Raw genomic sequence first — 11,846 nt, 5'->3', positions numbered from 1 at the left:
GCCTCGGAGCGCGGTACGTCGATCCCGCTCGAGCCGCCGGGGGAGCGGACGACGCGTCCCGGGTTTGGCGGGGGTCGACGGTAGCCTGGGCCTGGCAACGAGCGGAGCGAAGCGGGGGTCGATGAGTCGCGCGGTGGAGGAGTCGAACCGGGCGATGCTGCGTGCCCGGGACGCGATGGACCGGGCGTACGCGGAGCCTTTGGACATCCCCGCGCTGGCCCGGATCGCGCACGTCTCCGAGGCGCACTTCATCCGTACCTTCCGGGCCACGTTCGGTGAGACCCCGCACCGGTACCTGCAACGCCGCCGGGTGGAGCGGGCGATGGCGCTGCTGGTGGAGACCGACCGGGACGTCACGGACATCTGCTACGCCGTCGGCTTCAGCAGCCTGGGGACGTTCAGCCGGACGTTCCGGCAGATCGTCGGTGAGCCACCCTCGGATTTCCGGCGTCATCGCGTCGCGCCGGCCAACGTGCCGTCGTGCTTCACCAAAGCCTGGACCCGACCCAGCAGTTTTGGATAAGCAGCAGGTCACGGTCGCCCTCTAGCGTCATGGGCATGACGATGAACGCGATCAGCCGCTCCCAGATCTACGTCCTCGACCAGGACGCCGCGCTTGACTTCTACGTCAACAAGCTCGGCATGGAGGTCAACACCGACCAGGACCTCGGTTTCATGCGCTGGTTGACGGTCAACCTGCCCGGCGACCCGGAGCGGGAGATCCTGCTGGAGAAGCCGGGCCCGCCGGCGCTGGACCCGGCCACCGCCGAGCAGGTCCGGGAGTTGCTCACCAAGGGCGCCCTCGGTGGGTACCTCTTCATCACCACCGACGACGCCCGCAAGACGCACGAGGATCTCGTGGCGAAGGGCGTCGAGATCACCGACGAGCCGACGGAGCGCCCGTACGGGATCGACTTCGGCATCCGGGACCCGTTCGGTAACCGGATCCGCATCGGCCAGATGTTCCCTCGGTCGTAGGGAGGGCCGGGGGTGTGCGGCCCCCGCCCTTCCGGTGTGCTGAGGTGTGGGACATGGTGACCCGTCTGCTGTACCTGGCCCGACACGCCGAGCAGGACCTGACCGTGCTCGGGGACCCGGAGCTGACCGAGGCGGGGGAACCGGATTCCGGCCTGTCGGAGCGCGGCCGGCGGCAGGCCACCCTGCTCGGCGAGCGACTGCGAGGCCGCCCGTTCACGGCCGTCCACCACGGGCCGCTGCGCCGGGCCGCGCAGACCGCCGAGATTGTCGCGCAGTCACTGCCCGGGGTTCCGGTGTACGCGACGGAGCTGGCCGGCGACCACCTCCCGCACGACACGGATCCGGTTGGCCTGCCGCCCGCGTACGCCGAATTCCTGGCCCGGTTTTCGGCGGCCGAGCGGGTCGACGGGCCTCGGGTGACGGCGGACGCGGTAGGGCGGTTCGCCGGCCCGGTCAGCGAGGCGGCGTCCGGTGCCGAGCCGGTCCGTGAGCTGATCGTGACGCACACGTTCCTGATCGCCTGGCTGGTGCGGCACGCCCTCGACGCGCCGGAGCGGCGGTGGCTGGGCTTGAACCTGCACAACGCGGGGCTGACCGTCATCCGATACAGCCCGGCCGGTCCGCCGAGCCTGGTCGCCGTCAACGACGTGGCCCACCTGCCACCGGAGCTGCGTGGCACCGGCCTGCCTCCGGACTACCTGGTGTGAGTGGCGGTGGTCCGCAGCAGCAGCTTGACCAGCGCTTGCGTGGCCGGCGGAGGGGGCTCGTCGGCGGGGCAGTCGACGTACCCGGTCTCGATGCTGCCCACGGTGAGCCGATAGTGGAACGCGTCCGCACAGCTGGTCGGGCTGGTCGGTCGCCGCGCCTCGGCGGCCAGCCGGGGGTCGGCGGCCAGTCCCGTCAGTCGGCCGAGGTCGGCAGGGGTGAGCCGGCCGCTACGACGGCCACCGGCCTGGTCCACCGCGGTCCACTGACCGTCCGGCTCGACGGTCACGGCGTCACCGCGCCCGGCGAAGCCGCCGGAGCTTCGCAACGCCACTCGGGCGGCCACGCCGCTGGTCTCGGGGCCGACGGTGGGGGCGGTGGTCGGTTGCGGGATGCCGGTGGCCGTGCCGGTCGGACCGGGCGTGGTGGTGACCGGGGGCTGGTCGGGGGTGGGGGCTCGGTCGGCGCCGGTGCAGCCGGTCAGAAGAGCCATCAGGAGCGCGATCATGACGGTGGTCGTCGATGCGGGTCTCATGTCCGTCGGACGCAACGGCCCCGGCCACCGGTTCCGCTGCACGCCCCCGCAATGGTGGTCGCCCGACTCGCGCCGTTATGGTCGCCACACGGCGCGCGAAGCCGGCGGGCCAGATCGGCGGCGCCGGACGGTTCGCGCGGGAAGGGGCGGACGTGTCGGACGCGGAGTTGACCGTCGAGGTGACCGGACCGGTCGCGACCGTGGTGATCCACAACCCGGCCCGGCGCAACGCGATGACCGCCGCCATGTGGCGTCAGCTCCCCGAGCTGCTCGACCGGCTGGAACCCGACCCCGACGTACGGGCGCTGGTGCTCACCGGCGCGGGTGACGCCTTCTGCGCGGGTGCCGACCTCGGCGACCTGGCGGAACTGCTGGACGCCGGTGACGCCAGCATCGCGGTGGCCGCCGAGGAACGCCTCGCCCGCTTCGCCAAGCCGACTCTCGCGGTGATCCGGGGCGCGTGCGTGGGGGGTGGCGCTCAGCTCGCGGTCGCCTGTGACCTGCGGATCGCCGCGGACAATGCCCGGTTCGGCGTCCCGCCGGCCCGGCTCGGCCTGGTCTATCCGGCGCCGACGACCCGCCGGCTGGCCCGGCTGGTCGGCCCGTCCGCCGCCAAGCATCTGCTGTTCACCGCCGAGCTGGTCGACGCCGAGCGCGCCCTGCGAATTGGTCTGGTCGACGAGGTGCTGCCGGGCGACCAGCTCGCCGCCCGGGTGGACGACCTCACGGCGATGATCGCTCAGCGGTCGCCGCTGAGCGTCGCCGCCGCCAAGGAGATCGTCGACGACCGGGCCGGGCCCGCCCGGATCGCGTGGTGGCACCGGAAGGTGGCGACCACGGGCGAGGCCCGCGAGGGGGTCGCCGCGATCACCGAGCGCCGGCCGCCCCGCTTCGCGTGGCAGCCACCGACCCGCAGCTGACCGCAGGCGGACCTGCACGGTCAGCGCCCATCGCAACACCTCGATCCCGGGTGGTCCGCCACCGGGTCGGTACGGCAGGCTGTCCATGTGCAGCGTGATCAGTTGCTTGCGGGCCGCTACCGGCTCCTGGAGCGCCTCGGTAGTGGCGGCATGTCGGCGGTGAACCGGGCGTACGACGAAGTGCTCGAACGGGACGTGGCGGTGAAGGTGCTCGTCGCCTCGGACGACAACGCGCGGCAGCGGATCCGGGCCGAGGCCAAGACGGCGGCCCGGTTGTCGCACCCGCACGTCACCAGCGTCTACGACTACGGCGAGTCGTCATTCAACGGCGCGCGGGTCCCGTTCGTGGTGATGGAGTTGCTCGGCGGCCACAACCTTGAGCAACGGCTGGTGGCCGGGCCGTTGCCGTCCCGCGCCGGTCTGCGGGTCTGCGCCGAGGTGGCCTCCGCGCTCGCCGCCGCGCACGCCCAGGGTCTGGTGCACCGGGACATCAAGCCGGGCAACGTGATGCTCACGCCCACCGGCGCCAAGGTGCTCGACTTCGGCATCGCGGCGGTCGCCGGTGGGCCGGAGATCGACTTCGAGGGGCGGCTGCTGGGCACGCCGGCCTACCTGGCCCCGGAACGACTGGAGGCCGGCGAGGTGCTGCCGGCCTGCGACGTGTACGCCCTCGGCCTGCTTCTGCACCGGGTGCTCACCGGCCGGCTGCCCGGGCATGCCGAGACGCAGACCGGGATGCTCGACGCACACGTGCACGTCGAGCCGGAACCGCTGCCCCAGATCGACGGCGTACCGTCCGAGGTGCACCGGCTCTACCACTGGTGTCTGGCCCGCGACCCCGCCGACCGGCCGCCGGCCGCCGAGGCGGCCCGCATCCTGCTCGCCGCCTCCAGCGCGGCGATCGCCGTCGGCGGAGTCCCCGCCACGGACGAAGCGGCTGTCGTCGCAGCCGGACCAGCGGCAGTCGGGGTCGAGCCGACCGACACCGCAACCGCCGACCCGGCAGTGCCGGTGAGCGGCGCCGGCACCTCCCGCCGAGGGGCCTGGCGTCGACGACGGGCCCTGCTGGCGGTCGGCGGCGCGATGATCGCCGCGGTGGCGATGGCCGGGTCGCTCGGCGACTCGAACAATCGTCGGCAGGGACAGAGTGCGTCACCGACCGGTGTCGGGCCGGACGACACGACCACCGTCGGGCTGCCACGCGCAGCCGAGCCGGTCACCACGGCCGACCCCCGACCGTCTGTCGCCCCGTCGGTGCGAAGCGCCTCGCCCAGCACTCGGACCAGCCCGGGTGGGACGCCTGCCCCGAGCCCGACCACCAACACTCCAGGACCGACCCCGACCACGCCCATCGCTCCCTCCGGCGTGCCGGTGGACGCGCGTGGCGGAACGATCACTGTCCGCTGCGTCGGGAGGTCCGCCGAGGTGCTCGCGGTGACTCCCGCGCCCGGCTTCCGGGCAGAGGAGTACGACCCCGGTCCCGCGACGCGGATCCAGGTCGAGCTGACCTCCACCGAGCACCGCAGCGAGATCCGGGTGCACTGCCCCAACGGCCGTCCGAGACCGCAGGTCAAGGAACGTGCCGCCTGACCAGGGGCCGGCGGGTGCCGTGTCGGGGCGAACCTCGACACGGCCCCCCGTTCCCGCCGGCCGGTCCGTCACCGCCCGGCCAGCGCACCCCAGCCCGGGTTCACCGGCTCCCGGCGCAGCGGCATACCCGCCTCCGCCGGCGTCCGGTCGCCCTTGCGCTGGTTGCAGCCGTAGCAGGCGGCGGTGGTGTTCCGCCAGGTGTTCCGGCCGCCGCGCGAGCGGGGCAGGATGTGGTCGATGGTGGACGCCGGGCCACCGCAGTACGCGCAGCACCGGTCGTCGCGGCGCAGCACTCCGGCGCGGGACCAGGCCGGTCCGGAGTTGAACCTCCACCGGGTGACCACGTAGCGGACCAGCCGCACCACCCGGGGCATCGGGAAGACCCCGATCACCCGGTCCGGCTCGGCCTCGTGGATCTCTGCCACGCGACGGCAGAGCATCCGGACGGCGTGTTCAACGGTGACCCGGTGCAGCGGGCCGAGGTCGGCGTTGATGACGAGGACGGCGTCCACCGGGATCTCCTTTCAAGGGCGGACTGCTCCGGACAGCGAAGAGCCGCCCGGTCCGGCTGTCGGACGGGGCGGCTCAGCGCGTACGTGTACGCGTCAGTCGGGCCGACCCGCCCGGGGACCTTCCGCTCGGCAACCGTCGCTGGGCAGCATCGACGGCACGGTGGTGACGTGCGACATCGTCATGGGCTGCTCCCGCGGTGGTGGTTGACCTTGCGCGATCACGGTAGGGCGGGGTGGGGCAGGCGGGCAACGCATTTCGATCGCTCGGCCCGGGCGACGGGATGCGCGGTCAGCGCCGCCCGGCCAGCAGCCCGCGCGGGCGGACCGAGCGCACCCGCTCGGCCGCGCCGCCCTCGGCGCGCAGGATGTGGTTCGCGGCGATGATTCCGGTCGCCGCGGAGCGTTCCATCAACGCGCTCGGGAAGTCGGTGGCGATGCCGTCGCCGGCCAGGTAGAGGCCGGTCGCTTCGGTGCGTACCCCGGGTCGCCAGGCGTGGCTGCCCGGCGTGAACGCCGGCGCCTGCGCCTCCACCCGGGCCCGCAGCTCACGGACCCGCAGGTCGCCGGCCTCCGGCCAGAGCGCAACCAGCTCGCGGCGCATTCGTTCGGCCAGTTCCTCGGCCGGCACGCCGGGTTCGCAGGCGTACGCGTGCAGCTCGATGACGGATCCGCCGGTCTGCCGCGCCCAGCGCCGGGGCTCGTTCTCCAGCCGGTGGTAGAGCGTCACCGAGTCCAGTGTGGGCTGCCGGGACACACCGTTGAACACCGCCCGCTCGGTGGCCACATCCCCGTCACACCAGTACCGCGCGACCGCGTACGGCGGGCCGGGAGTGCCGAAGGTGGGCATCCGCGCGGCCAGCTCCGGTGCCTGCTCGGCCAGGTCGGGGGAGGCCGCGACCAGCGCGGCGAGCGCCGGTGGGTCGGTGGCCAGCACCACGTGGTCCGCTGGGTGGCTGCCGCCGCCGGTGGTCGTCACCCGCCAGCTGTCGGCGTCACGGTGCACCCCGGTCGCGGCCGAGTTGGTGAGCACCCGGCCGCCGTGTTTCTCCACGTGCCGGGCCAGCGGCTCCCAGATCGCCGTGGCGTAGTCCTCGTCGGGGCAGTCGAACGCCAGCCCCTCCGGGTTGCCGAGCAGATAGAAGTGGAACTGGGCGACCAACTCGGCGGCCGACATCTCCGCCTCGTGGTTGAAGAACGAGTGGGAGAAGACCTCGAACAGCATCGCCCGGGCCCGATCCGGCAGCCGCAGCGAGGCCAGCAGTTGGTCGGCGGTGGTGTCGTCCAGGTCGGCGTAGGTGCGTACCGGGTCGTAGCTGAGCAGCGGCAGCGCGGCGTCCCGGTCCATCAGCCGCAGGTCGGCCAGGCGCAGGCTGGGGCTGCGCAGCAGCAGCGCGAGCAGGTTCGCCGGTGGCGCGGGCGGTAGCCTGCCGAACTCCTCGGTCGGCCACCGCTCGCTGAGGATCGGGTAGCCCGCTACGGGTTTGAGGAAGCGCAGGTCGGGGTCGATCCGGCCAAGGATGGATCGCCAGTTGTAGTACTGCCGGAAGAACGCGTGGAAGCCGTGCTCGTTCCGCTGGCTGCCGTCGGCGAGCGCCTCCGGCCAGGCGCCCAGCCGACCGCCGAGGGTGGGTGCTCCCTCCAGCACCGTCACCGCCACACCCCGCTCGGCCAGCACCACCGCCGCCGACATGCCGGCGATACCGCCACCGACCACCACCGCCGTGACCGGTCGCGGCACGCGGTCGGCACCGCCGCCGCCCGGGTCCACCTGGTGCTGGCGTACGCCGATGAGGCGGCCCACCACTTGCGACAGCGCCATGGCGCCCAGTCTGCCGCACCCTCGGGTCAGTCGGGCGGTAAGCAGAGGCGGGGGCGGTCGGAGTCGGGCCAGACGTACTCCAGATCATCCGGTACGTCGTCGCCGAAGATGGGCCGGTAGTGCGCGGGATCCTTGCGCAGCAGCGACGAGCGGTGACTGAGGTGCAGGTCGTCACGGCCCAGCCACGGCGGCAGCTCACCGGCCCGGGCCAGATCGTCCTGGGTCCGTACGACGCCGGCCCCGCAGGCGGCGGCGAGGTCGACGGTCATCGTGGTGGCGCAGGTGTCGGCCCGCCCCGGTTCGGTCCAGACCGCGCACATGTCCAGCCCGTAGCGGGTGAGCGCCTCCTCGTACCCGGCCCACATCTTCACCGCCGGGTGGTTGCGCCAGCCGTACCCGGGTCGGGTGAGCCCGCGCAGCACCTGGATCGCCTCCACCCGCTGCTTGCCCAGCCGCCTCTGGTCCAGCGTGCGGGCGCTGGCCAGGAAGCCCGGGTACGGGAGGAACGTCTGCATGCCGCTGCTCTACCCGTAGCCGGGGCCAGCATGCCTGGTCGAGGGATGATCCGGACGGGGTCGCCCAGGGGGGCCGTGCTGATTACGATCCGGGCATGGCGGAGCCGTGGCGGGACCGGGCGCGACGGGCGGTCGAGTGGAACTGGCGGCTGCGTTCCGCTGGTGATCCGCGCCCGCACTACGTGATCTGTGGGCGGGATGCGCTCGCCTACTACGTGGCCCGGGCGATGCTCGAATCCGAGTTGCCGGCGGGTGGGGCCCGGGTGACCGTCGTGGTCCCGGAGCGCTACCGCAGCAACGGCCCCGACGTGGCGGGGTTGCGGGGGGTCCGGGTGGTCCGCTCGGATCGCCTGGACGTGGCCACCTTCGAGGCCGCCGGCCTGGCCGGGGCGGCCGGGCTGGCCCTGCTGCACCAGGACGACGTGGGCAACCTGCATGCCGCGCTCTGCGCCCAGGCCGTGGATCAGCGGGTCCGCCAGGTGCTGCGGATGTTCAACGGCACCCTCGCCGACGGTGTGCGCAAGCTGGTCAAGGCGCCGGTCGAGGTGCTCTCCGACGCCGAGATGGCCGCGCCGGCGTTCGTGGCCGCCGCGCTCGGCGAGGTCGACCCGAGCTCCTTCCAACACCGGGACAAGACGCTGCGGGTGGCGCGGCGGGCCGACGTCCGACCGCAGGACGTGGTCTGCGCGTTGGCGCACTTCACCGAGGCGCAGAGGGTGGAGCTGCTGCCGCTCGAGCAGGCTGGCGCCGACCTGGTGCTCGCCGAGGCGACCGGGCAGCCGCCGGGCACCGAGGTCGCCGCCCGTCGGCTGGTCCGGGCCCGTAAACGACGTCGTCCGGCCGCGATGCTGCTGCGCGCGGTGCGTGGCTTCGCCACCCGCAAGATCGGCGTCGCCGTGATGCTGGTGCTCGCGCTGATCGCGGTGCTGGGGGCTCTGATCTCCCGTGCCGAGGACGTCTCCCCGTTGGAGGCGTTGTACCTGACGCTGGTCACCACGCTCAGCGGCGCCGATCCCGACACCGACAAGGCGGCCGACGCGCAGATCATGCAGGTGGTGCTCAACCTGGCCGGGTTGGCGCTGATACCGCTGATCACCGCCGTCGTGGTGGACGGCATCGTCAACGCCCGACTGGCCCTGCATACCGGCCGGCTGCAACCGGCCCGGGCCGGGCACGTGGTGGTGATCGGCCTGGGAAACGTCGGCACCCGGGTGATGGCACAGCTCCGCGAGTACGACGTCGAGGTGGTGGCGATCGACAAGGATCCGGAGCCGCGCGGCGCCGCTCTGGCACGCCAACTGGAGGTGCCGCTGATCGTCGGTGACGCCGCGCTGTCGGAGACGCTGGTCGCCGCGTCGGTGGCCGACTGCCAGGCGCTGGTGGTGGCGTCCACCGACGACGTGGCCAACCTGGAGGCGGCGCTCGCTGCCCGCGATCTCCGTGACGACCTGCGGGTGGTGCTGCGGCTCTTCGACGGTGACCTCGCCGAACGGGTGGAGGAGACCTTCGCCCTCGGGGTGTCCCGGTCGGTCTCCTACCTGGCCGCGCCGGCCTTCATCGGGGCGCTCACCGAACGCGCGGTGATCACCACGATTCCGGTCGATCGGCACGCGCTGCCGGTCGCCGAGGTGCCGGTCGCCGCGGGCTCCGATCTCGACGGCCGGCCACTGGACACGGTCAACCGGGACGGGCAGGTCCGGCTGATCGCCCGCACCCCGGCGGGTGGTGCCAAGACGATCTGGTGGAAGGACCTCGACCCCCGACAGGTGATCTTCGCGGGCGACCGACTCACCGTCGTCGCCCGTCGGCGCGGGTTGGACTGGTTGACCAGGCAGTGTGCCCCGCCCGCCCCGGGGAGGGTGCCGATGCCGCACGGTCACGTCGGTTCGGTGCCCGGGCCCGAACCGGTCCTGCCGGCGGCACCCGAGTCACTGCGGGGACCGACCGGTCAGGAGGTCGCTGCCGCGGCTCCCGGTGCGGCTCATCCGGGTCCGGCCCCGTTGTCGCCGCTCGACGGCGCCCGACCGCCGACAGGCGACGCCGGGGCCCGCGTAGATGACTAGAGGTCGTTTGAACGCCGCCGGTTTCCCCTGAGCGACAATCGGTGTCATGCGTTTCCGCATCCTGGGGCCGACTCAGGTGGTGCTGGCCGACGGGCGTGAGATCGCCGTGGGCGGTCCGCGACTGTGCGCCGCTATCAGCGACTGAGTCGCTGACCAGGCCGGAGCGCGTACCAGGCGGCGCCGACGGCGAGCACACCGAAGCCGGCGAGGACGCTGCCCAGCGGCAGGTTGACCGCGAGCAGCAGGCAGCCGGCCAGGCCCAGGCCGGCGAGGACCCGGACCGGAATCCGCCGGTCCGGGTCCCGGCCCAGGGTGAGCGCCGCCGCGTTGGTGATCGCGTAGTAGACCAGCACGGTGCAGCTGGAGAAACCGATCGCCTGCCGCACGTCACCGAGCACGACCACCAGGATCACCACGGCGGCCACCGCCAGTTCGGCGCGGTGCGGCACCTGGCGTACCGGATGCACGGCGGCCAGCGCGCCGGGCAGGTCGCGGCGGCGGGCCATCGCCAGTGTGGTGCGGCCCACCCCGGCGACCAGGGAGAGCAGTACCCCGATGACCGCGATCGTGGCCCCGACGCGGACCACCCAGGCCAGGCCGGGCAGCCCGGCGGCGGTCACCACGTCGACCAGGGGCGCGGCGGAACCGGCCAGCCGGTCGGCACCGAGCACGCCGAGCGTGATCACGGCCAGCACCAGGTAGATCGCGAGCACCACGCCGAGCGCCAGCGGCACCGCGCGGGGAATGGTCCGCTGCGGGTCGCGGACCTCCTCGCCGAGCGTGGCGATCCGGGCGTACCCGGCGAAGGCGAAGAAGAGCAGCCCGGCGGCGGTGAGCACGCCGCGGGCGGAGCCGCCGGGGTCGGCCAGCCGATCCAGGTGCACCGGCCCACCCACCACACCGACGACCGCGACCAGGGCCAGCACCGCGAGCACCAGCGCGACCAGCGCTCTGGTCACGGTGGCCGTCTTGCCGATGCCGCGCAGATTCACGGCGGTCACCGCGAGCACCGCGCCGACCGCGACCAGCCGGGCCTGACCCGGCCACAGGTACGCCCCGATGGTCAACGCCATCGCCGCACAGCTCGCGGTCTTGCCCACCACGAAGCCCCAGCCGGCCAGAAACCCGGCGAACGGGCCGAGGCGTTCCCGGCCGTAGACGTAGGTGCCGCCGGACTCGGGGTAACGGGCCGCCAGCCGCGCCGAGCTGGTCGCGTTACAGAAGGCGATGAAGCCGGCCAGCACCAGCGCGGGCAGCAGGCCGGACCCGCCGGCCGCCGCCGCGGCCGGGCCGAAGACCACGAAGACGCCCGCGCCGAGCATCGAACCCAACCCGATGACAACCGAATCGGGTACGCCGAGCCGCCGCGCCAGTTGATCCACGGAACGAACCCTAGGGGTACGAGGTGAACGGGCGGTCCCAGGCGCGTAGCCGGCCGGGGAGCGGCACGTCGTCCCAGGGCACCCGGTGCAGCAGCCGGTCCAGGAAGAGCCCGAGCAGCAGGGCCGCCACGCCGTCGGTGAGCCAGTGGAAGTTCAGGTACGTCGTGGTGACCAGCAGGATCGCCGGCGGGGCACATCGGATCAGTAGGTGCAGTGTCGGGTGCAGCCGCCCGGCCGTCAGCGCGGTCAGCAGCACGGCCATCACCCCGTACCAGACGATCGCGTTGGCGACGTGTCCGGACGGGTAGGAAAGGTCGTACTCGGTGGGTGGCAGGTCGTTGAAGATCCGGACCGACTGGGCTGGCGGCAGATCCGAGCTGGGCGCGGCCCGGTCGGTCAGGACCTTGAGCGGCCCGACCGTCAGGTACAGGAGCACGAACGCCCCCGCCACCAGCAGCAGCGGCCGGACTGTGCGGGCCCGCCAGGCCACCGCCACGGCGAGCGCTCCAGAGAGCGGCATCAGCAGCCAGCCACCCTGCCCGAGAAAGTTGAACACCCGCGCCGTCCAGTAGATCGGCGCCGGGTGGTGGGCGTAGGCCCATTCCCGGACGGCGAGGTCCAAACCGAGCAACGCACCTCCGGCCAGGGCCAGGGTCAACGCGCCGAACCCGACCAGCAGCAGCGCGTCGAACCACCAACCGGCCGGTCGGACGGGCCGTAGCCGCAGGTCACGTCGTACCGCCGTGGGTTTGAGCACGGGACCACGCTACCGGCCCGGCGCGCGGCCGTGGCGTCCCGTGCTGTGTGCCCAGCCACGATGTGAGGCG

General features: G+C 73.2%; 12 protein-coding genes. 6 read left to right on the top strand and 6 right to left on the bottom strand.

Going from position 1 to position 11,846, the window contains the following annotated elements; all coding sequences use genetic code 11:
• The first annotated feature begins 121 nt into the window (after positions 1-121).
• The 3 genes from ACQEUX_RS25470 to ACQEUX_RS25460 are packed head-to-tail and all read left to right on the top strand — an operon-like array spanning position 122 to position 1,685.
• A complete protein-coding gene (locus ACQEUX_RS25470) occupies positions 122-523 on the top strand; it encodes a helix-turn-helix domain-containing protein (RefSeq protein ID WP_433053220.1) in 402 nt (133 codons plus the stop codon).
• Positions 524-558: 35 nt separating this feature from the next.
• Entirely contained in the window at positions 559-978 is a 420-nt protein-coding gene (locus tag ACQEUX_RS25465; protein ID WP_433053217.1) for a VOC family protein, read from the top strand.
• A 53-nt stretch (positions 979-1,031) separates the two neighbouring features.
• Positions 1,032-1,685: a histidine phosphatase family protein gene (locus ACQEUX_RS25460; RefSeq protein ID WP_433053214.1), complete on the top strand. Its 654-nt coding sequence runs from the start codon at positions 1,032-1,034 to the stop codon at positions 1,683-1,685.
• Here the strand turns inward: ACQEUX_RS25460 and ACQEUX_RS25455 are convergent.
• Positions 1,673-2,176 (bottom strand): hypothetical protein, encoded by a 504-nt coding sequence (locus ACQEUX_RS25455; RefSeq protein ID WP_433053211.1) that lies wholly within the window; start codon positions 2,174-2,176, stop codon positions 1,673-1,675. The two genes, ACQEUX_RS25460 and ACQEUX_RS25455, sit on opposite strands and share 13 nt — an antisense overlap.
• A 194-nt stretch (positions 2,177-2,370) precedes the next feature.
• Here ACQEUX_RS25455 and ACQEUX_RS25450 point away from each other — a divergent pair, with 194 nt between their 5' ends.
• Positions 2,371-3,138, top strand: a complete 768-nt coding sequence (locus tag ACQEUX_RS25450) for an enoyl-CoA hydratase/isomerase family protein (RefSeq protein ID WP_433053207.1) — start codon at positions 2,371-2,373, stop codon at positions 3,136-3,138.
• Between the two features lie 87 nt (positions 3,139-3,225).
• Positions 3,226-4,728, top strand: a complete 1,503-nt coding sequence (locus ACQEUX_RS25445) for a serine/threonine-protein kinase (protein ID WP_433053204.1) — start codon at positions 3,226-3,228, stop codon at positions 4,726-4,728.
• A 68-nt stretch (positions 4,729-4,796) separates the two neighbouring features.
• Here the strand turns inward: ACQEUX_RS25445 and ACQEUX_RS25440 are convergent, their stop codons facing one another.
• From ACQEUX_RS25440 to ACQEUX_RS25430, 3 genes are all read right to left on the bottom strand, one after another.
• A complete protein-coding gene (locus ACQEUX_RS25440) occupies positions 4,797-5,240 on the bottom strand; it encodes an HNH endonuclease (RefSeq protein ID WP_433053201.1) in 444 nt (147 codons plus the stop codon).
• A 289-nt stretch (positions 5,241-5,529) separates the two neighbouring features.
• On the bottom strand, positions 5,530-7,059 hold the full coding sequence (locus ACQEUX_RS25435; protein ID WP_433053198.1) for an FAD-dependent oxidoreductase: 1,530 nt from the start codon (positions 7,057-7,059) through the stop codon (positions 5,530-5,532).
• Positions 7,060-7,085: 26 nt separating this feature from the next.
• Complete coding sequence (locus ACQEUX_RS25430; protein ID WP_433053195.1) at positions 7,086-7,574, bottom strand: MSMEG_6728 family protein; 489 nt, start codon at positions 7,572-7,574, stop codon at positions 7,086-7,088.
• Positions 7,575-7,669: 95 nt separating this feature from the next.
• On the opposite strand from ACQEUX_RS25430, the gene ACQEUX_RS25425 reads away from it, so the two are divergent.
• Positions 7,670-9,637, top strand: a complete 1,968-nt coding sequence (locus ACQEUX_RS25425; protein ID WP_433053192.1) for a potassium channel family protein — start codon at positions 7,670-7,672, stop codon at positions 9,635-9,637.
• 134 nt (positions 9,638-9,771) lie between these two features.
• On the opposite strand, the gene ACQEUX_RS25420 is transcribed toward ACQEUX_RS25425, so the two are convergent.
• Both ACQEUX_RS25420 and ACQEUX_RS25415 read right to left on the bottom strand, forming a co-directional pair.
• Positions 9,772-11,019 (bottom strand): APC family permease, encoded by a 1,248-nt coding sequence (locus ACQEUX_RS25420; RefSeq protein ID WP_433053189.1) that lies wholly within the window; start codon positions 11,017-11,019, stop codon positions 9,772-9,774.
• A gap of 10 nt (positions 11,020-11,029) precedes the next feature.
• On the bottom strand, positions 11,030-11,746 hold the full coding sequence (locus ACQEUX_RS25415) for a phosphatase PAP2 family protein (RefSeq protein ID WP_433057123.1): 717 nt from the start codon (positions 11,744-11,746) through the stop codon (positions 11,030-11,032).
• Positions 11,747-11,846 lie beyond the last annotated feature (100 nt).

This window comes from Micromonospora sp. CA-259024 (genome assembly GCF_050936255.1).
In the GTDB taxonomy this organism is placed as follows: Bacteria; Actinomycetota; Actinomycetes; order Mycobacteriales; family Micromonosporaceae; genus Micromonospora.
The sequence above is the reverse complement of the archived record's forward strand: the minus strand, read 5'-3'. Positions and strand labels throughout refer to the sequence as shown.

Excerpts from the sequence above, each read along its gene's own strand:
- ACQEUX_RS25460 (WP_433053214.1), top strand. The coding sequence starts at position 1,032 with ATGGTGACCCGTCTGCTGTACCTGGCCCGACACGCCGAGCAGGACCTG.
- ACQEUX_RS25465 (WP_433053217.1), top strand. The coding sequence starts at position 559 with ATGACGATGAACGCGATCAGCCGCTCCCAGATCTACGTCCTCGACCAG.
- ACQEUX_RS25455 (WP_433053211.1), bottom strand. The coding sequence starts at position 2,176 with ATGGCTCTTCTGACCGGCTGCACCGGCGCCGACCGAGCCCCCACCCCC.
- ACQEUX_RS25470 (WP_433053220.1), top strand. The coding sequence starts at position 122 with ATGAGTCGCGCGGTGGAGGAGTCGAACCGGGCGATGCTGCGTGCCCGG.
- ACQEUX_RS25430 (WP_433053195.1), bottom strand. The coding sequence starts at position 7,574 with ATGCAGACGTTCCTCCCGTACCCGGGCTTCCTGGCCAGCGCCCGCACG.
- ACQEUX_RS25435 (WP_433053198.1), bottom strand. The coding sequence starts at position 7,059 with ATGGCGCTGTCGCAAGTGGTGGGCCGCCTCATCGGCGTACGCCAGCAC.
- ACQEUX_RS25425 (WP_433053192.1), top strand. The coding sequence starts at position 7,670 with ATGGCGGAGCCGTGGCGGGACCGGGCGCGACGGGCGGTCGAGTGGAAC.